A 24,069-nucleotide genomic window follows, 5' to 3' on the forward strand; every position below is an offset into this window, starting at 1 on the left:
CGTAGATAAATGGTCATCCGTGCCGATTAAGACGGGAGCGTTTACGCCGCTCAGCTCTATTTCACATCAACTCCATCGTGCAGATAGTCACTTAAAATGTAAGGGGTTATAATCAAGAAGGCCTATCTGAATCTAAGGACAATTTCAATGTCAGACAGCTTGCTTGTTCGAGCCAGTAGGGATGGAGATCAATTTCACTATCTTTGGGCTGCCCGCCGAGCCCTCCGATTGTTAGACCCTAAAGCGTCTTTAACTGCAATTACCATTGAAGGTGCTTCGACAGCGGAAATGGGATCACAACCGTCGGTGGAGGAAGGCGAAGAGATCATTGATATTGCCGAATACTATGGCAGTAATGAGTTCGAGCAAGCGACTACTGTCAGATATATGCAATTGAAGCATTCAACATTACATGCTGAAACAGCATGGCCCCCTAGCGGATTACAGAAAACGATAGAAGGATTCGCTAAACGCTATAAAGAACTGTTGCAGCGATTTCCTACTGAATCCTTGCATACTAAGCTGGAATTATGGTTTGTCACTAACCGCCCAGTCAGTACTAGTTTCAGTGAAGCGATTACAGATATGGCAAATCAACACCTTCCTCGCCATCCAGACGATCTTGCTAAACTTAAAAAATTCACAGGTCTGGAAGATCAAGAGTTGGTGTCCTTTTGCCAAATGCTTCACATTGAAGAACGACAGGATGGTTACTGGGAACAGCGAAATATTCTCCTGAGAGAATCTAACGGATATCTCCCTGATCTTGACACCCAAGCCCCGCTGAATCTAAAAGAACTTATTACCCGGAAGGCGCTATCAGAAAGTGCATCAGATCCAGCGATTACCAGAATGGATGTTTTACGTGCGTTAGGGGTAGACGAAACAGATCTATTCCCCGCACCTTGCCTGATAGAGAAAATTGAAAATGTGATACCTCGAATACAAGAGATTTCACTCGTCAAAAATATTGTTGAGTCTATGGACTCACCTATCATCGTTCATGCCGATGCAGGTGTCGGCAAGTCAATTTTCTCAACCCGCATTCATCAACACTTGCCTGAAGGGTCAGTCAGTATTCTGTATGACTGCTTTGGTAATGGACAATATCGTAATGCTTCGGCCTATCGTCATCACCACCGAACCGCATTAGTGCAGATTGCCAATGAGATAGCCTCACATGGCCTATGCCATCCTTTAATTCCGAACGCCAGTACTGACATTTCTCACTATATGCGTGCATTTATGCATCGTATTTCTCATGGAATTTCCACGCTTCGAGCGTCACATCCTGAGGCTATATTGTGCATTATTGTTGATGCCGCAGATAATGCACAAATGGCTGCAGAGGAAATCAACGAATCACGTTCATTTATCAGAGATCTACTCAGAGAGAATATTCCTGCAGGCGTTTGTATTGTCGCACTTTGCAGACCACATAGGCAGAGCCTGCTGGATCCACGCCCCGGCACGCCTAGTCTGACTTTACAGCCTTTCGACCGTAGCGAAACTGCCGCACACCTGCGTGGAATATTCCCGGATGCAAATGATCAGGATGTGGATGAATTCCATCGACTAAGCTCTCATAATCCCAGGGTTCAGGCATTGTCACTTTCTCGACATTTATCACTGCCAGACACATTGAGACTGTTAGGTCCTAATCCCAAAACGGTGGAAGATACTATCGGAGAAGTACTCGAAGCCGCCATCTACCAGTTGAAAGATGCCACTGGGCATACAGAACGAGCGCAGATCGATTTTATTTGTGCAGCACTGGCGGTACTTCGTCCACTCATTCCTATCACTATTTTGTCTGCAATCACTGAAATCGATGAATCCGCAATAAAAAGTTTTGTGTTGGATCTTGGGCGGCCGTTAATCGTCAATGGGGATACTATCCAGTTCTTTGATGAACCCGCTGAAACGTGGTTTCAGGAACGATATCGCCCTAAAGAAAAAGAGCTCCGTCAGTTTATTGCCCGACTGACGCCGTTAACAAAAAACAGTGCCTACGCTGCGTCAGTATTACCACCGTTAATGCTTGAGGCTGGGCAATTTTCGGAACTCGTCACTCTGGCAATGACATCACAAGGGTTGCCAGAAACGAGTCCTATCGAACGTCGCGATGTTGAATTTCAAAGACTGCAATTTGCCCTGAAAGCAGCCTTACGCCTTGAGAAGTATCAGGATGCTGCAAAACTTGCGCTTAAAGCAGGTGGAGAAAGTGCTGGCGACAGCAGGCAGCGAAAATTATTGCAGGATAATCTTGATCTGACTGCAAAATTTATGGACAACCACAGTGTCCAGGAGCTTATCTCACGTCGTGCCTTTTCTGATACTGGTTGGGTTGGATCACAAAATGTCTACAACTCTGCACTTTTATCGGAATTTCCTGAGCTCTCTGGTGACGCCCGTAGCCGACTGCGTATTGCTCTGGAATGGTTAGATAACTGGAGTTCACTAAACGATGATGAACGCAGCAGAGAAAACGTAACTGCTCAGGATATAGCTGTTATGGCTATCGCCTATCTCAATATTCATGGTGCAGATGAAGCGGCAAGAAGCCTTCGCCAATGGCAACCTCGGGAATTATCTTTCGATGCCGGCATAATCATTGCCAAACAACTACTGGATCATGGCCGTTATACAGAGCTGAACCAGTTAGCTATTGCGGCAGGAAATGATCTTGGATTAATTTTGGCTATTATATTGATTTCCAGAAAATTCCATTACCAATTACCTGAACAATCTGTAAAGAGAGGCTACCGTTTATTAGCTAGCTCTCATCTGAAAATCAAAATCAGATACTCATTTGATAATCAGACAATAGCAGCAATAACCAGCATCATTGAAATGGCGCTACAGCTTAATGTCTGTAATGACAACGAAGCCATAACACTTTTAAACCGCTACTTACCCCAATTCGCTCCGAATTCCCTGTCCTCTGAACACAGTAAAGAACGTGTGCAATATATACGAATGTATGCGCTACGCGCCACATTAACTAATTCACCATTAAGTTTGAGTGATATTGCATCTGAAAAAGTCATTGAAGAGATAAACGCTGAAAGAAAGCATAGTGAATCACAGGGGCTTCGCGAACTAAAGCAATGTAGTGGTGTGTTAATTCCTTGGTATAACTTATGGGCTAAAGCCCTTTTAGGGAAAGTATCCAAGGCTGAGTTAGATAATAAACTCGCTGATGCAAAAAAGTTATCAGCGGAAATAAAAGGGTATTCATACTCGGAACATTCCTCTAGTAGTGATGAAATAGCTAATATCTGGTTCGATATTTTATCTGAAGTCGGAGATATTAGCTGTGCTGATATCGAAGAAATCATTGCATGGTATCAACATAAAGACCATCGGGTCTTTACACCGACATTGCACAGATTTTCCCGTCTTTGCTCGCAGATAACTGGGCTTGAAAAATTTTCATTTATCTTCGCGCAACAGGCACTATCTTTGTGGAAGGATAACCACACTGACGCACAAACCAAAGCTGAAAACTATATCGATATAGCTAGATCGCTTATTTTACTCGATAAGTCAGAAGCTCAAGAATATTTTAACCTCGCTATTGAGGTCACCAATAAACTCGGTGATGAAAATCTGGAACGATGGGGAGCATTACTTGATCTGGCGGAATACATTGCCGACAAAAACATAGCATCACCAGAAATTGCCTATAAATTTTCACGCTGTGCCGAAGTAACTCGAGAATATGTTGATCGTGATAAACATTTTGCATGGAATGATACGATCAAAGCGTTGTCTGAATTATGCCCATCCTCCACTCTGACCATCATTAGCCGTTGGCGAGATCGTACGTTTGGCGATCACCGAAATATACTGGCGCTAACGATAGAACAACTAGTAAAGAAAAATAAAATCAATCCACTTGATGCAACAGCATTAATCCCTTTCCGGGAAGCGTGGGACGAAGATAAGTTGTTGATAGCTGCTTTGCCTTTATGTAAAAATAATCAGGACAAACAAACGCTTTTTCAATGGGTTTATAATTACATCAAATTCACCTCACCTCGTTCAGAAAAATTAGCACGAATTAAAACCATTGCTTTATACATCGGAATAGATCCCACTGTTCTTAACATATACATTTCAGCTGAAGATCAGTCCAGATCAGATTTGGAATCAACAAGCGATCACGCCACCGAAATTGACGAAAAATCTAAAGCAGCATGGGATAGAGTTTTCAGTATGTGTGATTTATCTACATCCCAAGGAATTTCTATCGCATACCAGAATTTCAGTTGTGAACCTGACTTATATTCAACGATGCTGTTCATTCAAGAGGCAATAACTCGTATTAATTTTGGCAAAGAAAAAGACTTTATTATCGCTTTTGGTAACTTATCTGAGATCATCTTTTATAGTTTCACTACTTTTCTTGAATCCATCCCTATGGAATGGACATCCCGGTTAAACATAAAAACAGCTATTGCTTCAGTAGCCAAGAGTTACTGCCAGCGGTTCGGCATGCTTATCAGAAAGTATCGCTACTACGAAGTATTCCCTTTCAAGCTTGCCAGCGAACTATCCGGACTCAATGAAGAAGAGTTAATCAGTATTGTTCTAAATGCGACATCTGAATCACCAGAACCATCAGATTCACGACAGTTGTTTGGCCTTGTCGGGCTATTGGTTGATAGATTGACCCCAGAAGAAGCATTAAATGTTCTGTCTTATGGACTGGACTTATTCAATGAAGTATTGAAAGAGGAAGATGGTGATGGCCCATGGGGACCTACATTAATTCCCCCAACTCAGATTGAGGATTCTCTTGCGGGGTATATATGGGCCAGGCTAGCGTCGCCAGAATCAACCGTTCGCTGGGAAGCCGCTCATGCAGTTCTTATGCTTTGTCGACTAGAACGTTCCGAGGTGCTTCAAGGAATATTTCAACATGCAGAAAATTGCTCGACGCAGCCTTTTTGCGATCGCAATCTTCCTTTCTATACCCTTCACGCTCAATTATGGTTATTAATTGCTGTTGCACGTGCCGCACAAGATGGCGGAAAAGCATTGATACCCTATGCCGATTATTTTTATCGCTACGCCAAAAGTGAACAGCCACATGTATTAATCCGTCTTTTTGCCGCCAGAACCCTGCTCGCACTTAGTGAAGCCAAGTTGATATCTATAACCAATCAAGAAAGGGACAAACTTTGCAACATAAACCAGTCAACATATGACTCTACAGTGGGCCAATCTGAAAGCCTAATAGGCGAAGATTCGTACACTTTTGGTATCGATTTTGGCCCATATTGGCTGGAACCTTTAGGCCGCTGTTTTGGAGTATCCCAAAAAAAGCTTGAACCTGAAATGTTACGTATTATTCGCAATGACTTTGGTTTCAAAGGAAGCCGTAACTGGAAAGAAGATGAGCGTAGTAAACGACGCTACTATCAAGACAGAGATAATCATCACAGCCATGGTTCCTATCCACGTGTTGATGATTACCATTTTTATCTCTCCTATCATGCAATGTTCATGTGCGCTGGAAAGCTACTAGCGACCAAACCTCTGGTTGATAGTCGTTACGACGAAGTAGAAGATGTTTTTCAGGACTGGCTCAAAAGACATGATATCTCACGCCGCGATGGCCGTTGGCTCGTTGATCGGCGAGATCCGCAACCCGAGATCAGACCAAGCTGGATTAATGATACTTCTGGTAATCTCAATGAATGGCTGGGATCAATTTCAGAAAACATTTTTGACAAAGCATTAAGTCCCGCAGCTGGATTGCTGACCGTATGGGGGCACTGGTCAGAGAACCGTACTGATCGAAGAGAATCAGTTTCCGTTTATACGGCCTTAGTTTCACCTGAAAGATCATTCTCTTTACTCCGGGCACTACAAACTGCCGAAAATGTATATGACTATAAAATTCCCAGTGCTGGTGAGGATATGGAAATTGATCATATGTCCTATCAATTAAAGGGATGGATTAAAGACATCAGTGAATATAAAGGCATTGATAAACACGACCCATGGGCTGGTGATGTGACATTCCCGTTACCTAAGCCAGCGCCGTTTATCGTTGAAGCCATGAAATTAACTACGGATAAAGACCAGCGAGTATGGCATACCACCTATAGCACCGAACCAAAAATGATCTCCAGTATCTGGGGTAACCTAGCAGAAAAAAATAAAGACGAAAAACCAAGTGGTCATAAACTTTGTGCCTCTGTAGATTTTATCAAAAACGTGTTAACTACATTAAACATGGATCTCATTATAGAGGTTGATGTAAATCGCTACTCGCGGAGTGACAGATATGGGCGGAGTAATGAAAATGAGCTCGAGAATATCCCCTCAAGTACCAGAATCTTCCTCGTTAAACATGACGGAACCTTCCGAACGCTACACGGCAATTATACAGCTGGGGAAAAAGCTGGTTGAAGAACTTGAGTTAAACAATTCTGTTGATACGTTAGGCCGTTGGATGGCTCACCATATTGCAGAACTGATTTACGACGCAGAAAATACCAAGAATGAAACTATGCGCATCGCGAAACAGTTGGAGATCAGGGACTCTGTTTGGGCCTTCTGGGCTAAGCGCTACGAATTATCATTTGGCAATAAGCCATTTAAAGAGCTAGAACCCATCCTAAGGGCTTTAGAAAGTCTTGATCCTGAAAACCAACAGCCGAGATATTTTTTTCCCAACCTAGGGCTCACGAATAGAGAAAAGGAATCTACGGAAACTCAGAAATGGTTAAAAGTGGCCGAATATATCGATTCGTCTTCAAAAATCCTGATTGATTATTGCCTTTCTTTAGCCGCAGAAAATTCTATTGATAAATCTCAAGAATGGGTGGAACTGGCACAAAAAGCTGGATTAGACGACGACATTGATCTAATTGAATTTCGTATTTTTCAATTACGTGGTAACCCAGCAAACACAATTCATCCCAGCAGGGCGCAACGGCGAGTTCTGGAAAAACGACAAAAAAATCTTGCCGCATTTCTTTCATTGGCCACTCAGTTAGACGAACAACTCAAATCACAACTTGAGACCCTACCAGTAATTGAAGATGAGCCAGAAAAAGACGGTGACGATGTTTAAGATGACACATTTCTAGTATTCATGCCAATTAAGCAAGCATATTACGCTCTAGCCCAAAACGTTGTGATCTCCCTTAACATTTAGTAAAAGGAGTTATTATGTCAGTATCCAGAATTTTGATAGAGAACAACGGTTCAAATCAGAACAATATAAAGCTCGCCATAAGCAAAACCTATCATCTATGCAAAGATGCAGGACTGCAGCGAATCACATTGTTGTTCCCTGCAAAAGGAACATTTTCTCACTCTGATATTGCAACATTTCTCGGCGAGCAAGCAGTAAAAGCTTTACTAAAAGAGCAAGGATTCAGAACAACAGAAGAAGAGATCAGACAGTTCGCAGTCAATAACGGCTGGGAACCCGTTAGAGCGAAAGAGTTAGCTAGTTTTGCAAAGAAATATATAGGGTAGTTAGTAAAGATTAAAAAGCTAACTCGTTGTATGTTCAGTCCGAGCTAAATTGGTGGTCACTCTGGTGATCTTGACAGAAAGGGAATTCAGGTTTAGCTTACTTATTAGCCAGTTACTGGCAAAGGCGATCCCAGTCAGAGGAGCCAAATTTAGAAAATCCCGCTTAAGGAAACTTAAGCGGGATTTTTGCTTTTTAGCATCTTATTCCGTATTGACCCACCGTTTGCCCTCCTCTCAACGTCCACAATGTACCGACTCCTACATTAAGCCCTGTGCAACATCATTATTGGGTTCAGTACAGTCTAGCACGCATAACTAGGTTGATTTTCATACAGTATTTCACTTTGCGGTAAAAACTGTCTTAAATATTTACACCCATTAATGATATGTTATAACATTACAAATTAACGTAATAATGGAACATTAATGAGATGACGGATTTTGCAGTACAGGTCGAAGAGCTGACTCTCGGCTACGATGGAAATCCAGTATTGAGCACTATCACGGGTTCGGTTCGCAGAGGTTCTCTGACTGCGGTAGTCGGCCCGAACGGCTCGGGTAAATCGACGCTACTGAAGGGTATTGCCGGAATACTGCAACCTCAGTCAGGTATCTGCCGTATCGCATCAGGCGCACGGATCGCTTATCTGCCACAGCTCTCGGAGCTTGATCGCAGCTTCCCTGCCACTGTCAGCGATCTGGTATCGCTAGGGCTCTGGCAAGATAGAGGCTTGATGGGCTGGCATCGTCGCCAGGATCGGATACGCGTCGTTCAGGCGCTTGCGGCTGTTGGACTGGCGGGTTTTGAAAATAAATCACTCAGCGCACTCTCTGGAGGTCAGTTTCAACGCGCCCTATTTGCCCGAGTGATTGTTCAGGACGCCACTATCATTTTACTCGACGAGCCCTTCAATGCCATTGATACGGCGACCACGCAGGATATGCTGGCTCTGATCAAAGACTGGCACTCACAGCAACGCACCGTCGTTGTGGTGATACACGACCCTGAACTTGTGAGCCGTCATTTCCCAGAAACCTTAATGGTCAATAGCACCGTGGTCGCCTGGGGAGAAACCTCGTGGGTGATGAAACACTGCCCAATCCCACCAGCATTCTGTCGGCATGACGCTGCGCTTTACGTGGCTGGAGACCGATAATGGCCTGGCTTTACGATCTACTCATCAATCCGTTTGTCGAATTTAACTTTATGCGCCGCGCCCTTATGGGGGCATTGCTGCTATCGCTCAGCGCGTGTCCGGTGGGTGTGTTCCTGACACTACGCCGTATGAGTCTGGTCGGGGATGCCATGTCCCACGCCGTGCTACCCGGCGCCGCTTTTGGTTTTTTGCTCTATGGATTAGAAATCATTCCAATGACGCTCGGCGGCATGGTTGCCGGGCTGGTCGTGGCGATAGGTTCCGGGGTCGTGTCACGGCTAACGGTACAAAAGGAAGATGCCTCCATGGCGGCGTTTTACCTTATTTCACTGGCGCTCGGGGTACTTATCGTTTCGCTGCGCGGATCGAGCGTAGACTTAATGCATGTGCTCTTCGGCTCCGTTCTGGCGCTGAATGTGCAGGCCCTGACCCTCATCGCCTGCGTTTCCGCCGCCTCTTTACTGGCACTGGTACTCTTGTGGCGCGCGCTGATTGCTGAGTGTCTGGACCCATTGTTCCTACGCACCGTGTCACGGCTCAGCTCGCCGGTTCATTTTCTGTTCCTCACGCTGGTGGTGATAAACCTCGTGGCAGGATATCAGGCGCTGGGTACGCTGCTGTCAGTTGGTTTGATGATTCTCCCAGCCGTCACCGCTCGTTTCTGGACCCATCGCGTCATCACGCTTTGCCTGTTTTCGGTGCTGATTGGGATGGTAGCCTGCGTGGCGGGTCTGCTGTTCTCCTACCATTATTCGCTGCCATCAGGTCCGGCCATTATTCTCGCTAACGGCGTTTTTTATCTGGTCTCAACCGGCCTTGTCATGATGAAAAACACCCGCCGCCCTTCTCACTCTTCGTTAGTTAAAACGCGCGCTTCACGCACGGAGTAAATCCTATGAAAATTACCACGGCGCTCAGCGTCGCTGTCTTGCTTTCCCTGTCACTGCCGCTTCAGGCGAATACCAAACTCAGTGTCATTGCAAGCTTCTCTATTCTGGGCGATATGGCAAAAAACATCGGCCAGGATCGTATTGAGCTGCGCACCATCGTCGGCCCTGACAGCGATGCGCATGTGTATGAACCGTCCCCAGCAGATGCGATTGCGATGGCCAAAGCCGACGTGATTTTAATTAACGGCTTACAGTTTGAGGGGTTCATTAACCGGCTTATTGAGGCCAGTGAGAGCAAAGCACCAGTGGTGGAAGTGACTAAAGGTGCAGAGATTATTCGCGACCCCGCTGGCGGGCATTACCATTTCTATAACGGTAAAGCGGTATTCCATGCCGCCCCTTTCGACCCTCATGCCTGGCAGTCGCTGTCTAATGCCCATATCTATGTGAAAAATATTACCGCCGCCTTTTGCGCCGCGGATAAAAGCGGCTGCGACACCTATCAAGCTAACGCCAAAGCCTATGAGGAAAAACTCATCAAACTGGGTACGGCCATCGATAGTGCAATGGCTCGCATCCCAGCATCACGACGTACCGTGGTGGTCGGCCACAATGCCTTTCGCTATTTCGAGCACGCTTATGGGATCCACTTTTTATCCCCTCAGGGGGTGTCTACCGAGTCTGAAGCTTCTGCCGCCGATGTTGCAGGCATTCTGCGCGAGATAAAGAAAAACCGCGCCGCCGCAGTCTTCACCGAGAATATTTCGAACCCACGACTGGTGGAGCAAATTGCAGCCGAAGCCGGTTTACCCATTGCAGGCGTACTCTATTCCGACGCGCTCTCCGCCCCTTCCGGCCCGGCACCAACCTATATCGCAATGATGCAGCACAACGTCAACACCATCGTGTCGGCGCTGGCTGACGATGAGCAAACTCCCTGATTTCACTCGAATCTGGACTATTTGATAATGGAGATCCACATGAAAAAGCTTTTATTACCGCTATCTATTTCAGCCATTCTGCTGGGTACAGCGGGATCAACAATGGCGGCAGAAGAAGATGTCACAGCCTGGCGTTTGTTCGTCGCCGATCGCGAGAAGCCCGTCGTAAACGTGATTGATGCCCTTAATGGCAACAAGCTGACCTCCTTTACCGTGAAAGGGCCAGCATCACTTTATCGCAGTGAAAACGGTGCGACGGTGTTTGCCGTTCAGGGCAGCGCGGAAACCGTTTCGATGATCGGTTCCGGCATCTCATTCCACGATCACGGCGATCACGCCGATATTGATATCGATGAACCCACATTACTTAAGACCCAACTGACAGGCAAAAAGCCGGGGCACTTTGTCGAACGTCAGGGCAAAGTCGCCCAGTGGTTTGATGGCGAACGTTACACGATGCTCTTGAGTGAACACGCAGTGCTGGAAGGCGTCAATGACGCGAAAAGAGTGCTTGTTGGTGCGCCGCACCATGGCGTTGCTGTTCCGTATGACAACTATATCGTCGCCTCCATTCCTAACCCAGAAGATGCCTCCAAACGCCCGATCGGTGCCCATGTGATCAGTCTGGATAGTAAAATTGTCGGTGAGAATGTGGCCTGCCCGGGTCTGCACGGTTCTGCCAGCTCCGGCGATACTTACGCTCTGTCCTGCGAAACAGGCCTGCTGCTGATAACCCAGAAAGGCGATACCCCCCAAATCCGTCATCTGCCTTACTCCAGTACATTGCCGAAAGGCAGCGTTTCTACACTGATCGGCGGTAAAGGCATGCAGTTCTTTATCGGTAACTACGGCCCAGATCGCATCGTACTTATCGACCCAACCGAAGCGCAGAGCTTCCGTTTGGTACAGTTGCCAACCCGCCGCGTGCATTTCGCCGTCGATCCGGTACGTCCAAAATACGCTTATGTCTTTACGGAAGACGGCAAGTTAAATCAGGTTGATGTGCTCAAGGGGGAGATTACCCAATCTGTACGCGTCACCGAACCGTACTCGATGGACGGACATTGGAACGATGCGCGTCCGCGTATCGCCGTCGCGGCTAACAGCATCTATATTACCGATCCTCTAAAGAGCAAAATTCACGTGCTGGATGCGGTGGAGCTGAAAGAAACCAGCACAATTGCTGTACAGGGACATCCGTTCAACATTGTTGCTGTCGGGGGATCGGGCAAAGTCCATGAGCACGGTACTTCTCACGATCATGGTCATTCCCACGACCACGGTCATGAGCATTCTCACGACCATGCCCACGACCACGACCACGACCACGACCACGACCATTTACATGGTGCGCCCATGACCGAAATGGAAAAGAAAGCGGCCAATGGTGTTTTCAATAATAGCGATGTAAAAGATAGAGCGCTTACCGACTGGGAAGGTATGTGGCAGTCTATTTACCCTATTATGCTATCAGGTGAAATGGAGCCGGTTTTCAAAAAGAAAGCGGAAAACGATAAGAGCAATACCGTTGAACAAGTTAAAGATTATTACCGGAAAGGCTACGCCACCACTGTTTCAGAAATAAAAATAGAAAATGGCGTCATGGAATTCCATAAAGATGGCGAAGTCGCCTCATGCCATTATGACTATGCTGGGCATAAGATCCTTAACTATGTCTCGGGTAAAAAAGGTGTGCGCTACCTCTTTGAATGTAAAGATGCCCAATCGAAAGCACCTAAATACGTTCAGTTCAGCGATCACACCATTGCGCCGCGTAAATCAGCCCACTTCCATATCTTTATGGGAAATACCTCTCAAGAAGCGATCCTTAAAGAAATGGATAACTGGCCGACGTATTATCCTTATCAACTTACCAGCGATCAGGTTGTTGATGACCTGTTGCATCATCATTAATATCCGCTGAGTTCCTGTATTAAAAGGCATCGCTATTTTTCACGCTATGCCTTATTTCATCACCGATGCAAGCATAAAATCATCGATTTCTTTGGCATGACCCATCACGGTTATGCGACGTAAATTAAAAGCGGCATTTAGGATGATCAAACTGATCGGGAGCGGTGGAAAAGATAGCGTCGGCATTTCACAACAGCGTAAAACGTAAAAAGCCGCTTTCGCTGAAGGCGGCTTTCGCAATATTTTCAAAAATTATTCTTTGAACCAAGGCTCAATCGGATCGGGATAATTAAGCCATTTTTGCGGTCCTTCCGACATTTCTGCATCCGTTAGCAACGCTGAATTCAACTGAGCCCGCAGACCAGATTCATCCATATTCATGCCAATAAACACCAGCTCCTGACGCGCATCCCCAATACCTTCTATCCAGTTTGACATGATAAACCCGAGTGATTCATCATCTTCCGGCCAACGTTCTCTGGGCACGCTGGCCCACCACATTCCGCCCAGCCCCTGACGGGCGACACCGCCAGCCTGAGACCAGGATCCCGCATATTCTGGGCGGCTGGCTAGCCAGAAGTAGCCTTTAGATCTGACAACGCCGGCGAGTGTATTCTCCATCACTTGCCAGAAGCGGAGCGGATGAAAAGGCCTGCGAGCACGAAAGACAAAACTCGTTATTCCATACTCTTCTGTTTCTGGTGTATGTTCGCCACGCAGCTCCTTAAGCCAGCCAGGAGCCTGAGCCGCATGATCAAAATCAAATAGCCCGGTATTCAGTACATTATCAAGTGAAACCTGACCAAACTGCGATACCACAATTTTTGCTCGTGGATTAAGTGAATGCAAAATAGCTTGCAGCTTACCTTTTTGCTCTTCATCAATAAGATCGACCTTATTAAGAATCAGCACATCACAGAATTCGATCTGATCGATTAAAAGATCAACCACGCTACGTTCATCTTCTTCCCCCAGCGATTCTCCGCGAGACTGGATGCTGTCCTCTGAGCCATAATCCTTAAGAAAATTGAATGCATCCACCACGGTCACCATGGTGTCAAGCCGGGCGACAGTTGAGAGACTTTCCCCATCATCACCCGCAAAGGTGAAAGTCTCAGCAACGGGAAGAGGTTCGGCAATCCCAGTAGATTCAATGACCAACTGATCAAAACGCCCCTCTTTCGCCAAACGATTCACTTCCAGTAAGAGATCTTCCCGCAAGGTGCAGCAAATACAGCCGTTACTCATTTCTACCAATTTTTCATCGGTCCGTGAAAGTTCAGCACCGCCGTCCCTAACCAGAGCAGCATCGATATTCACTTCCGACATATCATTTACAATCACCGCCACGCGTCTGCCTTCGCGATTATTCAGGATATGGTTGAGTAAGGTTGTTTTTCCTGCGCCCAGAAACCCCGATAATACGGTTACAGGAAGGCGAGAATCGTTGTTCATTGTTGCATGTAATTCAGGCATTTTTGCTCTGTTCCTCAACACTTAGCGGTCTATAACTAGCCTCTCCCTTACGCTCCCAGCAGGGAATGGCTTTCAAAATCTCAGCACGTGGAATCAACTGGCCTGTCTCAGCCCTGTCATGTCAGTCAAACATGGGTATCCCATCAGTTCTGCATGCCACGCCATAATTTGTTATGTTATATCATAACAAATTATGCAATCAATTAGGATTTTAGACCCAGTCAAAAATGTCAGTAGGGAAATGCGATGTTTTCGGAAATATGTCTTTAAAGGATTGCGGGGCTCAATACAAAATGGCAACAGCGGCGCTAAATAACCTGTTGCGAATCGCTTTATTAAGCCCTAACGTGAGCATTGCTCTTCGCCCTTTGGGAATTCACTGTTTTGATTGACGAGGAAAAATGGAACGCTTGTTTGTCTACGGTACGCTGCGTCCGGGTCACTCGAATGCCTATATTCTGGAGAACATCGGTGGAGAATGGTTGCCGGGTTACGTGACAGGCACGTTTTATGAGCGTGGCTGGGGTGCCGCCGCGGATTTTCCGGGGATCGTGCTGGATGAGCGCGGGCCGCGCGTCAGCGGTTACCTATTTTTATCTGATAATCTTGAAGCGCACTGGTCAATGCTGGATGAGTTTGAAGAGGGCTACGATCGCGTTGAGGTTGTGGTTACCACAGCGGAAGGCCAACAGGTTACAGCCTGGATTTACCAGTTACAGCCACAAACAGGCCAACACGCGATATAGCTCGAATACGTTCCCTGCCCTGCCACAGCAAGGGAACCCAATTTGAAAATCCCGCGTCAGGAAACACAGGCGGGATTTTTGTTTTTAACATCTTATGGCAGTCGGCCAGAATGGAGAGCGGACACAATCACACTCACCTTGCATCCTTTTCAACATGCCCTCAACAAGCACTACTCATTGCCCCATTGATTCAGGAACGTCGCGATCTCATCAATACGATGCGCGTCGATACCGGCTTCACTGGCCATCTCTTGCTGCGCATCTTCACTGATTTCTTCATTATTCATTAAGCGGGTGATCAGCAGTTGGAAATAGTGTGCCACAGCGTCACGTTCTGACTCGCTCACCGGTTTTTCAGATTCCGTCGAATACTCATCCGTGATGTCATAAAATTTAAGCGGTATTTCATTGTTCATAAGTCGTCCCCAGGGGTTAAGGTCTATGTCCGTTGATGCATGCATCATCTGGCCTGGATAATACCATTCTTACTTCGTTTTCCTGTCATCCATGTCGGGGCAAGGAGCCAAACGAGGAAGGTTCAGTCTCTTAGACGCGAAAAACGGGTAAACTTTTCCAGTTTAGCCTTACCATGAGACCATGCAAGCAACCTCCACTAACCATATGAATTATAAAAATAAATGTTGTATAACAGGGAGCGCTACTACCGCGCCGATGCGAACCGTACACCAAGTCATGAAGATGGCTCATGTCTATTGAAATTAAATCACTTTTACTCACTCACTGAGTCTGGCATAAATTGTGCAGTGGTAGTTAGAGACAATATGAAATCTGCTGGATGATAAGACCTGAAAACCTTCGAAAAGAAAGACATAACATCAGGTTTTATATCAAAAATTAGGATGTCAGATCGCGATGAATAAGAATTTTACATTTACTATTAAGAACACGTGTTTCGATGAGAATTATAACCCCTCCGAAAATACGCGTATCACGACTAACTTTGCGAATTTGGCGCGAGGAAAGAACCGCCAGGAGAACTTGCGCAACGCTTTAAAAATGATTGACAATCGTTTCAACTCTCTGGCGCATTGGGACAACCCCAAAGGCGATCGTTACGCTGTCGAACTTGATATCATTTCCGTTGAAATTGATATTGAAGGCAATGGCAACACCTTCCCCGTCATTGAAATATTGAAAACGAATGTTGTTGATAAAAAAACGAACGAGCGCATTGAAGGGATTGTAGGGAATAATTTCTCCTCCTACGTGCGAGATTATGACTTTAGCGTATTGCTGTCAGATCATAATAAGAACCATCCCGGATTTAGCACCCCCGATAGCTTTGGCGATTTGCATGGAAACATCTTTAAATCCTTCGTGAATTCGAAGCGCTACAAAGAGACGTTTAGCAAAGCGCCAGTAATATGCCTCAGTGTTTCAAGTAAAAATACCTATCATCGGACTGGAAATCAGCACCCTGTATTAGGCATCGAATACCAGCAAGATGAATATTCATTGACCGACCAATACTTCCATAAAATGGGGTTACAGGCTCGCTATTTTATGCCGCCAAATAGTGTTGCGCCTTTGGCCTTCTATTTTTCTGGTGACTTATTGAGTGATTACACGAATCTTGAGCTGATCAGTACCATCTCCACGATGGAGACTTTTCAAAAGATTTACCGACCTGAGATTTACAATGCGAACTCTCCGGCAGGTCAATGCTATCAGCCAAGCCTGAATCATCAGGATCATTCATTCACTCAAATTGTTTACGATCGAGAAGAACGTAGCCTGTTGGCTATTGAGCAGGGAAAGTTTACGGAGAAAAACTTTATCAAACCATACCAAGCTATTCTTGAGCAATGGTCTGCTAATTACGTTCTTTGATTAACCAAACACACAAGGTCACCTATTACTATGAAAATATTATTACCTACTTCAACGGCTGGCAGTTTACCTAAACCTTCTTGGCTGGCGCAGCCTGAAACCCTTTGGTCCCCCTGGAAATTACAAGGTGAGGAATTGATCGAGGGCAAACAAGATGCGCTACGTTTGAGCCTGGCGGATCAACTACAGGCAGGGATTGACATTGTCAGCGACGGCGAGCAAACGCGCCAACATTTTGTCACGACGTTTATTGAGCACCTCAGCGGTGTTGATTTCGAGAAACGTGAGATCGTTAAAATTCGTAACCGCTATGACGCGAGTGTACCGACAGTCATTGGTGCGGTGGTTCGCCAAAAGCCCGTTTTTGTTGAAGACGCCAAATTTTTACGTCAGCACACTACGCAACCCATTAAATGGGCCCTGCCTGGTCCCATGACGATGATCGACACACTCTATGATAGCCACTATAAAAGTCGTGAAAAACTCGCCTGGGAATTCGCCACCATTCTGAATCAAGAAGCGAAAGAGTTAGAAGCGGCGGGTGTCGACATTATCCAATTTGATGAGCCTGCATTTAATGTCTTTTTTGATGAGGTGAATGATTGGGGAATTGCCGCGTTAGAAAGAGCCGTTGAAGGGCTTAAATGTGAAACTGCGGTACATATTTGCTATGGCTATGGCATCAAAGCCAATACCGATTGGAAAAAGACGCTGGGATCCGAGTGGCGGCAATATGAAGAAATTTTCCCTAAACTGCAAAAATCGGCTATCGACATCATTTCACTGGAATGTCAGAACTCTCGCGTTCCAATGGATCTGATTGAACTCATTCGCGGTAAAAAAGTGATGGTAGGCGCCATTGACGTGGCAACCAATACCATTGAGACGCCGGAAGAAGTCGCTGATACGTTACGAAAAGCGCTTCAGTTTGTGGATGCCGACAAGCTCTATCCGTCTACCAACTGCGGTATGGCTCCGTTATCCCGTCGCGTCGCAAGAGGCAAACTCAATGCGTTAAGCGCAGGTGCGGAAATCGTCCGAAGAGAACTCCTGGCTAAATAACGTCGCCAAATAGTCGACTACATGAAGCAAACGCAGCCCGGTTGGCGATCCAATCAATCGCTAACCGGGCTGAGTGATAACGTTGAAAATCAAAAGCCTGCATTAATCATTGGCAAAACGTGAATTACCACATCAAATCATCAGGCACTTTAAAATCAGCATACGGATCGTCTTCGTCTTGCTCTTCCTGACTCAGCGCACTATTTAAGACAATACTACTCGCGTCCCGCTGCGCAATTTTATCCGCTACGACGGCGGGGATAATCGCGTATTCACTCTCGCCGCTGCCATCAACCACCAAACGAGCAATCGCGAGACGACCACTAATCAGTTGAGCCTGAGTTAGCTTATCCACTTCTATTTTTTTAATGACGTTGTTATCTGTGAAGTTAAAACCAATATCGCCTTTTGCAATGTTGATTCTGTTCATTTCAATGAGCTGCTTCACCTGAGCTTTATATTCTTTCGATAAAACAGCCTGTTTTTGTTGTTCGCTTAGCTGTTTATCACGCTCAAGCTGTGCTTTTTTATTCTCTTCCACAGCCTCTCTTGCCTCACGAGCCTGAACGCGTGATTTTTTCGCTGTTCTTTGGACTTTGGCCATTTTTTTGCTGGTCACTAACCCAGCTTTTAGCATCTGCTCTTGTAAGGTGAGTTTTGTCATTGTCGTTTCTGAATCCGTTGAATAATTTACAGGATTATACCTGTAATGTTTGAAGCAGTGCCAGATTGCAGGACGCGATCGCGGTGCAGCTTGCGTTTGGGGGGGCTATCAGAAGCGATGCCGAAATTCTGCTGATGAATGGCGCAGGACTCCGGCACAGGGTTATCAGAACTTGAGCAATTTCACCGTGGCATCGATGTCTATCTCATCTTCCGAGAAGATTAACGTCGTTCCCTGGAAGGTCGTGATCGCCAGTTTTTTTATCGAGCGCATTTCACCCGGCTTAGCGGTTGATTTCGGCCTGATACTATTCATCAGTATCCCCACAGACAACACCGCATTTTCTTTATCAATGCCGCTATCGACGGGCACTTCTTCGCTGTAAACCAGATAAGACTTGATCGACGTGAGCTTAAGGCGCTCACCCGCGATATAGATGTATTTGCTTTCCAGTAAAACCTTCACCGCATAGGCCGACAGTCCCTTGTTATTCGTGGTGGGCTCGAAAGTCACCGCCGCATCTTTCTTAATCAGATCAGGGTTGGCGACCTTAATCACATGAAAATACCGGTTCTCACCGTTTTCATCTTTGATAAATCCAAAACCTTTATCTTTAAACCAGGTTGTGATCGTTCCGTTCATCGCCATTGTCGCCTACTTAATCGTTTATCTGCTCAGTTTTTGCAGCGCGCAGTGTAAAGCACAATGCCTGCGCAGACTACGTCTTTGGGTTAAGTCTGGACGATAAATTTCTGGTCTGCAAAGGGAGAGAGCGGCTGACCTGCCCTCAAGATTAACGATAGCACTCAGACTAAATGACGACGTTCGGACTGTGTTGATAGAAAGGAATACTGCTTTTAGTTTGAATATTAGCGAATTACTGGCACAGGAATCCCACTAAGGGAAGCACATTTAGAAAGACAGACACCGCAACGCATCTGCCTTTTTCATTTTCATCGTCGTACAACCTTCCGATACAACTATCCGCTATTACCATTTTTGTTGGTAAACGTGATTTGATCGCATCTTGCCCAGATTGGTGTACTTGGCACAAAAAAGTAGCCAATTGAATTATTTATTTTCCACCCAGATGAAACTCGGATTCGTCCAGACGAAATTCTTCGTCAATCCCTAGTTTCTTCATAATGACAGGCAAAACCTGATGGATGAGTCTCATTCCAACTAGTAGCTCATTCATATATATATCTGGGTGTACCCGAGATGAATTAAAGCCGAGACTCTCTGCTTCTGCTTCATGCCCTAAAGCATCATGAGAGTTATAAATCATCCCCAACAGTTCAGCCCCTAAAGGAACACCTGATCGAAATGCTCGTTCTTTAACAAAGGTCAACCATTCTTCATAATCTTTTACGATGCGAGATTTGAACATCCCAAATTTCGGCGCGAACTGTGGATCCACGTCAATTTTGCAGGCGGCCAGAGACATAAGGCATGGCTCGATATTACCGGCTGGTGTATCGAATAGGTTCAATTCATCATCATTGACTAAATGCTCGATATACGCAGCATAAAATCCATACACGTCATTGAGTGAGTTGTAGATTTTATAAATGGTCGACGCATGAAGACTATTTTCGGTCAAGTTCCAGAGTTCATTACTATCGACGTCTTCATTCTGGTAATCGACATCTAACTCCTGAGGAAATACTTTCGGTATCATTACCCCCATTTCTCGCAGTACATGGAAAGTATTCCAGCACAATACATCCATATCATCGTTTAATGGCTCAGTGCAATATCCAGTTTCAGAGTTTTCATTCGCTATATCAGCAAGATAGTGAATAAGTTTCTCCCACTTTTCGGCGCTATCAAGCGACCCAGCCCAAAGTACGAATTCTGGATCGTAATGCTTGATATTCACGATCGCCTGGAATTTTTCTTCCATCTCCAGAGACATGTATTCACCTTTTTTCCATTTGCTAATTTGCGCAGGTGAAACTTTAAGACGTACGGCGAGTTCCTTTTGACTACAAGACAAAGTATCCAAAGCCAATTGTATGAAAGCATCACTCTTCATTTGATCACCCTTTTCAAATCAGATAAATTTAGTTAATTATAAAAAATAATTAGTAAATATCATTCTAATGAAATTTACTTAACTTGCAATGATTTTAACTAAATATTGCGCAATGAGTACTTGCACTAGGATTAGTGCTGGTTATCAACATCAGAAAGTACGAGCAATGAGTTTAAAAGTAGCGGGATGTTTTTTATATTAAAATCATTAAATTTCAATAATATAAAAATAAATCAAGGGTGGCGAGTTTGATGTTATTCGGGAAAAAAGGAACTGTTGTTCGACATAACATATTTTCTCATGCTGGAAGATCTGCGTTTAAGGAGGGCGCTCAAGAAACGCGACCTTACCTCAGCACTGGGCAACGGGAAAACCCGCACAAAAACATTCCCGATGCCATTTCCCTCAGCATCGGGAAATATGCATTTAGCTGATATCACCACCGTTAGTAGCAATGACTTTTTGATACCAGTGGAACGATTTCTTCTTATAGCGGTTGCCGCTGCCGGCGATCGTGTCATCCAGATCGACATAGATAAAGCCGTAACGCTTGCTCATCTCGCCGGTAGACATGCTGACCAGATCGATACAGCCCCACGGGGTATATCCCATCAGTTCGACACCGTCGGCAATCGCATCGGCCATTGCTTCGATGTGCTGGCGTAAATAGTTGATGCGGTAGTCATCGGCGATGTAACGATCTTCATTCGGCTTATCCACCGCCCCCAAGCCATTTTCGACAATAAACAGCGGTTTCTCGTAGCGGTCGTATAGTTGGTTTAGCGCAATGCGCAGCCCCACCGGATCAATTTCCCAACCCCACTCGCTGGCTTCCAGAAACGGATTACGCGCCCCGCCCAGCAGGTTACCGTGCGCGGCCGCCGCATCGGGATCCGTTTTATAGATAGTGGAAGACATATAATAACTGAAGCCGATATAGTCGACGGTGTGCTGCTTAATCAGCTCCAGATCGCCCGGCTGAATATCCAGCGTGACGCCCAGCGACTGCCACAGGCTTTTCGCGTAGTAGGGATATTTCCCGCCCGCCTGCACGTCCGCACAGTAAAAGTTAAATGACTGCGTCTCTTTCAGCGCCGCTAACTGATTGATAGGGTTACAGTCATAGGCATAATTCGTGGCAAACAATATCATGCAGCCAATCTGGATCTGCGGATTGGTCTCATGCGCAATTTTCACCGCCAGGCTGCTGGCAACAAACTGGTTATGCCATGCCTGAAATTTAGCCTGTGGATCCAGCGCGCCGGTCTGCACCGTCAGCCCCTGACTCATGATCGGGAAGTGGGCAGCGCTGTTGATCTCGTTAAAGGTCATCCAGTATTTCACTTTGTGACCAAAGCGCTCCAGCACCGTGCGGGCAAAGCGCTCGAAATGGCCGATTAACTCACGGTTTTTCCAGCCGCCAAAGACGGTGGCCAGATGCAGCGGCATTTCATAGTGAGAGATCGTAATCACGGGTTCAATGCCGTGGGCGATGCAGGTATCAATCACCTGTTCGTAGTGGCTCAGCCCCACCTCGTTGGGCTGTTGCTCAACGCCGTTCGGGTAGATACGCGTCCAGGCAATGGAGAAGCGATAGCATTTGAAGCCCATCTCGGCGAACAGCGCAATGTCCTCGCGAAAGCGATGATAGTGATCGATGCCTTTATGATTAGGATAGGTGTAGCGCTGTTCATCCAGCGTGAAGTCAAACGCGTCGGAAGCCACGATGCTTAAACGCGCTTTACCACCGGGAATGGCATCCACAATCGACAGACCTTTGCCGTCGATATTGTAGGCCCCTTCGACCTGATTCGCTGCGGTGGCACCGCCCCACATAAAGCCGTGCGGAAATCTTTCGCTCATGGCACTTATCCTTTATCAATGCTGACTATTTATCAATGATCGCCGTGGCGCACCTGACGTTGCTTTACTTCCGCGCGCCTCGAATGGCCGAAATTCTAGAGGAAAAAGGAAGGCATGAACAGAAATAAGAAACCGGTTGCATATCCGGTACGCGCGGGTCTGGCGATATAAAAAATCCGCCACGAACGGCGGAGTGTACTCTATTTTTTCGTCTTCTGAGGTGCCTTACGAGTGGTTGGATTGCTCGCGTTATCCCGCCTTCGATGCGTGGTTTCAACAAGTTTCCTGAACGTCGGGCATTCCATATGCGATGGTGCAGGACAGTCGGCGACGTGCCGCAGCGTGTCGCGCAATATCGTCAACTCATGAATTTGCCGATCAATCTCATCAGCCTTCTTATGCAACGTGGTTCGGGGTAAATCCGGCGTCCCGTCCTTGTTAAACATGCCGGCGATTTCCTGTAGTGAAAATCCCGCCGATTTCCCCAGCGTAATCAACCTGAGTTGCAGCAGCACATCTTCAGCAAACTGCCGCCGGAGCCCATGGCGGGACACCGAAGCAATCAGCCCGATCTCCTCGTAATAACGCAGCGCCGAAGGCGTGAGCCCACTCCTCTCCGCAATTTCGCCAATATCCAGAAATTTCATGCTTGACCTCAAGTCGACTTGAATTTGTAGCATGCTCTGGAACCCACATTCTGACAAGGATAAAAAATGGTAACTCATCAACCAGACGAACCCGAGCAAGCTACAATGGGGATTACCCTCACACTGGCGCTCGCAATACTGTCGGCCTCGCTGGGAACGAGTATTGCCAACATCGCCCTTCCGACGCTGACAGCCGTATTTTCTGCGCCCTTCGCGCAGGTGCAGGTCGTTGTCATCGCCTATCTTGCAGCCATGGCGCTTTCGGTTGTGATCGCGGGTCGCCTTGGCGATCGCTATGGGCTGAAGCCCGTTTTCATTGCCGGACTTGGGCTTTTCGCCGTCGCGTCGCTGCTGTGTGCTGTTGCTCCCCAACTGTGGTCGCTTATCGGGGCAAGAGCGCTTCAGGGGGTCGGCGCCGCCTTCCTGATGACGCTCAGCATGGCACTGCTGAGGCAGACGGCCGGTGAAAATCACGTCGGGCGAGCGATGGGGATACTGGGAACGGTATCGGCACTGGGTACCGCGCTTGGCCCTTCTGTCGGCGGCTTCCTGCTTACGACAGCAGGATGGCGCAGCCTATTCTGGGTACAGATCCCGCTGGTCACGATCGTCCTGTTTCTGGCTTTCGCTCTGCTGCCGGATACACCGGTTAAGGAGAAAGTGCAGAACTCAGGTATCTCACCGACCACAATTTTGCCGAATCTCATCGTCAATGCGGCCGTCTCCTCCGTCATGATGACGACGTTAGTCGTTGGGCCCTACTATCTTGGATCGGGTCTGGGGCTGAAGGACACGCTGGTGGGGCTGGTGATGGCCATTGGCCCGGCCGTTGCAATTTTCTGCGGCATTCCTTCAGGGCGATTGGTTGATAACTGGGGGTTTGGACGGGCTCTCACCGCAGGGATAACCCTCGTGGTTGCCGGCACCTTTATGCTGGCGATCTTGCCTAATCTGTTCGGCGTCGCGGGATACATTCTTGCCATTATTATCCTGACGCCAGGTTACCAGCTTTTTCTGGCAGCAAACAACACCGCCACCCTTGCCAAGGTTCCCGGGAACCAGCGCGGGACCGTCTCCGGCCTGATTAACCTGTCGCGCAACATTGGGCTGATCGCGGGGGCATCGCTCATGGGGCAGATTTTCGCGCTGGGTGTCGGTACGGAAGATTTTGCCCATGCAGCCCCCGCTTCCCTCGCAAATGGCATGCAGCTCACCTTCTTTCTGGCTGGCGGTATCGTGCTTGTCGTCCTTGCCGTCACCCATCTGCCAAGCTGGGCTACGCGGGTTCGCTCAGCTAAGTCTCAGGGGAAGTGATGA

Annotated in this window: 17 protein-coding genes and 2 pseudogenes; 12 read left to right on the forward strand and 7 right to left on the reverse strand. The window is 46.8% G+C overall.

What is annotated here, in order from left to right; translation table 11 throughout:
• Positions 1–147 precede the first annotated feature (147 nt).
• The 8 genes and pseudogenes from avs3a to zinT form a co-directional block, all read left to right on the forward strand.
• Positions 148–6,426 carry an AVAST type 3 anti-phage nuclease/ATPase Avs3a gene (gene avs3a, locus WCT94_RS18495; RefSeq protein ID WP_336870968.1) on the forward strand — a complete coding sequence of 2,093 codons (6,279 nt, stop codon included), beginning with the start codon at positions 148–150 and terminating at the stop codon, positions 6,424–6,426.
• The gene (gene avs3b, locus WCT94_RS18500) at positions 6,368–7,093 is read left to right on the forward strand and encodes an AVAST type 3 anti-phage proein Avs3b (RefSeq protein WP_336870970.1); all 726 of its coding nucleotides are present in this window, start codon (positions 6,368–6,370) and stop codon (positions 7,091–7,093) included. The genes avs3a and avs3b overlap by 59 nt, the downstream gene beginning before the upstream one ends.
• 98 nt (positions 7,094–7,191) lie before the next feature.
• Positions 7,192–7,503, forward strand: a complete 312-nt coding sequence (locus tag WCT94_RS18505; protein WP_336870971.1) for a hypothetical protein — start codon at positions 7,192–7,194, stop codon at positions 7,501–7,503.
• Positions 7,504–7,934: 431 nt separating this feature from the next.
• Positions 7,935–8,660 (forward strand): zinc ABC transporter ATP-binding protein AztA, encoded by a 726-nt coding sequence (aztA, locus tag WCT94_RS18510; RefSeq protein WP_336870972.1) that lies wholly within the window; start codon positions 7,935–7,937, stop codon positions 8,658–8,660.
• Complete coding sequence (gene aztB, locus WCT94_RS18515) at positions 8,660–9,550, forward strand: zinc ABC transporter permease AztB (RefSeq protein WP_336870973.1); 891 nt, start codon at positions 8,660–8,662, stop codon at positions 9,548–9,550. Before aztA ends, aztB begins: the two co-directional genes overlap by 1 nt.
• 5 nt (positions 9,551–9,555) lie before the next feature.
• The gene (aztC, locus tag WCT94_RS18520; RefSeq protein ID WP_336870974.1) at positions 9,556–10,491 is read left to right on the forward strand and encodes a zinc ABC transporter substrate-binding protein AztC; all 936 of its coding nucleotides are present in this window, start codon (positions 9,556–9,558) and stop codon (positions 10,489–10,491) included.
• A gap of 102 nt (positions 10,492–10,593) precedes the next feature.
• Positions 10,594–11,703 (forward strand): annotated as a pseudogene (gene aztD / locus WCT94_RS18525) (zinc metallochaperone AztD); the annotation flags it as partial.
• Positions 11,704–11,817: 114 nt separating this feature from the next.
• Positions 11,818–12,405 (forward strand): annotated as a pseudogene (gene zinT, locus WCT94_RS18530) (metal-binding protein ZinT); the annotation flags it as partial.
• 252 nt (positions 12,406–12,657) lie between these two features.
• Here zinT and zigA read toward each other — a convergent pair.
• A complete protein-coding gene (gene zigA / locus WCT94_RS18535) occupies positions 12,658–13,881 on the reverse strand; it encodes a zinc metallochaperone GTPase ZigA (protein WP_336870975.1) in 1,224 nt (407 codons plus the stop codon).
• Between the two features lie 401 nt (positions 13,882–14,282).
• Between zigA and WCT94_RS18540 the strand changes: the two genes are divergently transcribed.
• Positions 14,283–14,627, forward strand: coding sequence for a gamma-glutamylcyclotransferase family protein (locus tag WCT94_RS18540; protein WP_336870978.1), 345 nt, complete (start codon positions 14,283–14,285; stop codon positions 14,625–14,627).
• 170 nt (positions 14,628–14,797) lie between these two features.
• Here the strand turns inward: WCT94_RS18540 and WCT94_RS18545 are convergent, their stop codons facing one another.
• Positions 14,798–15,043 (reverse strand): YmjA family protein, encoded by a 246-nt coding sequence (locus WCT94_RS18545; protein WP_336870979.1) that lies wholly within the window; start codon positions 15,041–15,043, stop codon positions 14,798–14,800.
• A gap of 457 nt (positions 15,044–15,500) precedes the next feature.
• Between WCT94_RS18545 and WCT94_RS18550 the strand changes: the two genes are divergently transcribed.
• Positions 15,501–16,478: a DUF1852 domain-containing protein gene (locus tag WCT94_RS18550; protein WP_336870981.1), complete on the forward strand. Its 978-nt coding sequence runs from the start codon at positions 15,501–15,503 to the stop codon at positions 16,476–16,478.
• Positions 16,479–16,508: 30 nt separating this feature from the next.
• Positions 16,509–17,540: a methionine synthase gene (locus WCT94_RS18555; protein ID WP_336870983.1), complete on the forward strand. Its 1,032-nt coding sequence runs from the start codon at positions 16,509–16,511 to the stop codon at positions 17,538–17,540.
• Positions 17,541–17,664: 124 nt separating this feature from the next.
• On the opposite strand, the gene WCT94_RS18560 is transcribed toward WCT94_RS18555, so the two are convergent.
• From WCT94_RS18560 to WCT94_RS18580, 5 genes are all read right to left on the reverse strand, one after another.
• Positions 17,665–18,204, reverse strand: coding sequence for a DUF2058 domain-containing protein (locus WCT94_RS18560; protein WP_319847262.1), 540 nt, complete (start codon positions 18,202–18,204; stop codon positions 17,665–17,667).
• Between the two features lie 165 nt (positions 18,205–18,369).
• The gene (locus tag WCT94_RS18565; RefSeq protein ID WP_336870985.1) at positions 18,370–18,852 is read right to left on the reverse strand and encodes a cold-shock protein; all 483 of its coding nucleotides are present in this window, start codon (positions 18,850–18,852) and stop codon (positions 18,370–18,372) included.
• 427 nt (positions 18,853–19,279) lie between these two features.
• Entirely contained in the window at positions 19,280–20,242 is a 963-nt protein-coding gene (locus tag WCT94_RS18570) for a helix-turn-helix domain-containing protein (RefSeq protein WP_336870987.1), read from the reverse strand.
• Between the two features lie 426 nt (positions 20,243–20,668).
• A complete protein-coding gene (locus WCT94_RS18575; RefSeq protein ID WP_336870990.1) occupies positions 20,669–22,105 on the reverse strand; it encodes a glycoside hydrolase family 1 protein in 1,437 nt (478 codons plus the stop codon).
• A gap of 200 nt (positions 22,106–22,305) precedes the next feature.
• Positions 22,306–22,752 carry a helix-turn-helix domain-containing protein gene (locus tag WCT94_RS18580; protein ID WP_442955509.1) on the reverse strand — a complete coding sequence of 149 codons (447 nt, stop codon included), beginning with the start codon at positions 22,750–22,752 and terminating at the stop codon, positions 22,306–22,308.
• A gap of 66 nt (positions 22,753–22,818) precedes the next feature.
• Between WCT94_RS18580 and WCT94_RS18585 the strand changes: the two genes are divergently transcribed.
• Entirely contained in the window at positions 22,819–24,066 is a 1,248-nt protein-coding gene (locus tag WCT94_RS18585; RefSeq protein ID WP_336870992.1) for an MFS transporter, read from the forward strand.
• Positions 24,067–24,069: the final 3 nt, after the last annotated feature.

The sequence above is a fragment of the Pectobacterium sp. 1950-15 genome (assembly GCF_037136835.1).
Classification (GTDB): domain Bacteria; phylum Pseudomonadota; class Gammaproteobacteria; order Enterobacterales; family Enterobacteriaceae; genus Pectobacterium.

Coding starts and splice junctions, on each gene's coding strand:
- avs3a (WP_336870968.1), top strand. CDS start 148: ATGTCAGACAGCTTGCTTGTTCGAGCCAGTAGGGATGGAGATCAATTT.
- avs3b (WP_336870970.1), top strand. CDS start 6,368: ATGACGGAACCTTCCGAACGCTACACGGCAATTATACAGCTGGGGAAA.
- WCT94_RS18505 (WP_336870971.1), top strand. CDS start 7,192: ATGTCAGTATCCAGAATTTTGATAGAGAACAACGGTTCAAATCAGAAC.
- aztA (WP_336870972.1), top strand. CDS start 7,935: ATGACGGATTTTGCAGTACAGGTCGAAGAGCTGACTCTCGGCTACGAT.
- aztB (WP_336870973.1), top strand. CDS start 8,660: ATGGCCTGGCTTTACGATCTACTCATCAATCCGTTTGTCGAATTTAAC.
- aztC (WP_336870974.1), top strand. CDS start 9,556: ATGAAAATTACCACGGCGCTCAGCGTCGCTGTCTTGCTTTCCCTGTCA.
- zigA (WP_336870975.1), bottom strand. CDS start 13,881: ATGCCTGAATTACATGCAACAATGAACAACGATTCTCGCCTTCCTGTA.
- WCT94_RS18540 (WP_336870978.1), top strand. CDS start 14,283: ATGGAACGCTTGTTTGTCTACGGTACGCTGCGTCCGGGTCACTCGAAT.
- WCT94_RS18545 (WP_336870979.1), bottom strand. CDS start 15,043: ATGAACAATGAAATACCGCTTAAATTTTATGACATCACGGATGAGTAT.
- WCT94_RS18550 (WP_336870981.1), top strand. CDS start 15,501: ATGAATAAGAATTTTACATTTACTATTAAGAACACGTGTTTCGATGAG.
- WCT94_RS18555 (WP_336870983.1), top strand. CDS start 16,509: ATGAAAATATTATTACCTACTTCAACGGCTGGCAGTTTACCTAAACCT.
- WCT94_RS18560 (WP_319847262.1), bottom strand. CDS start 18,204: ATGACAAAACTCACCTTACAAGAGCAGATGCTAAAAGCTGGGTTAGTG.
- WCT94_RS18565 (WP_336870985.1), bottom strand. CDS start 18,852: ATGGCGATGAACGGAACGATCACAACCTGGTTTAAAGATAAAGGTTTT.
- WCT94_RS18570 (WP_336870987.1), bottom strand. CDS start 20,242: ATGAAGAGTGATGCTTTCATACAATTGGCTTTGGATACTTTGTCTTGT.
- WCT94_RS18575 (WP_336870990.1), bottom strand. CDS start 22,105: ATGAGCGAAAGATTTCCGCACGGCTTTATGTGGGGCGGTGCCACCGCA.
- WCT94_RS18580 (WP_442955509.1), bottom strand. CDS start 22,752: ATGAAATTTCTGGATATTGGCGAAATTGCGGAGAGGAGTGGGCTCACG.
- WCT94_RS18585 (WP_336870992.1), top strand. CDS start 22,819: ATGGTAACTCATCAACCAGACGAACCCGAGCAAGCTACAATGGGGATT.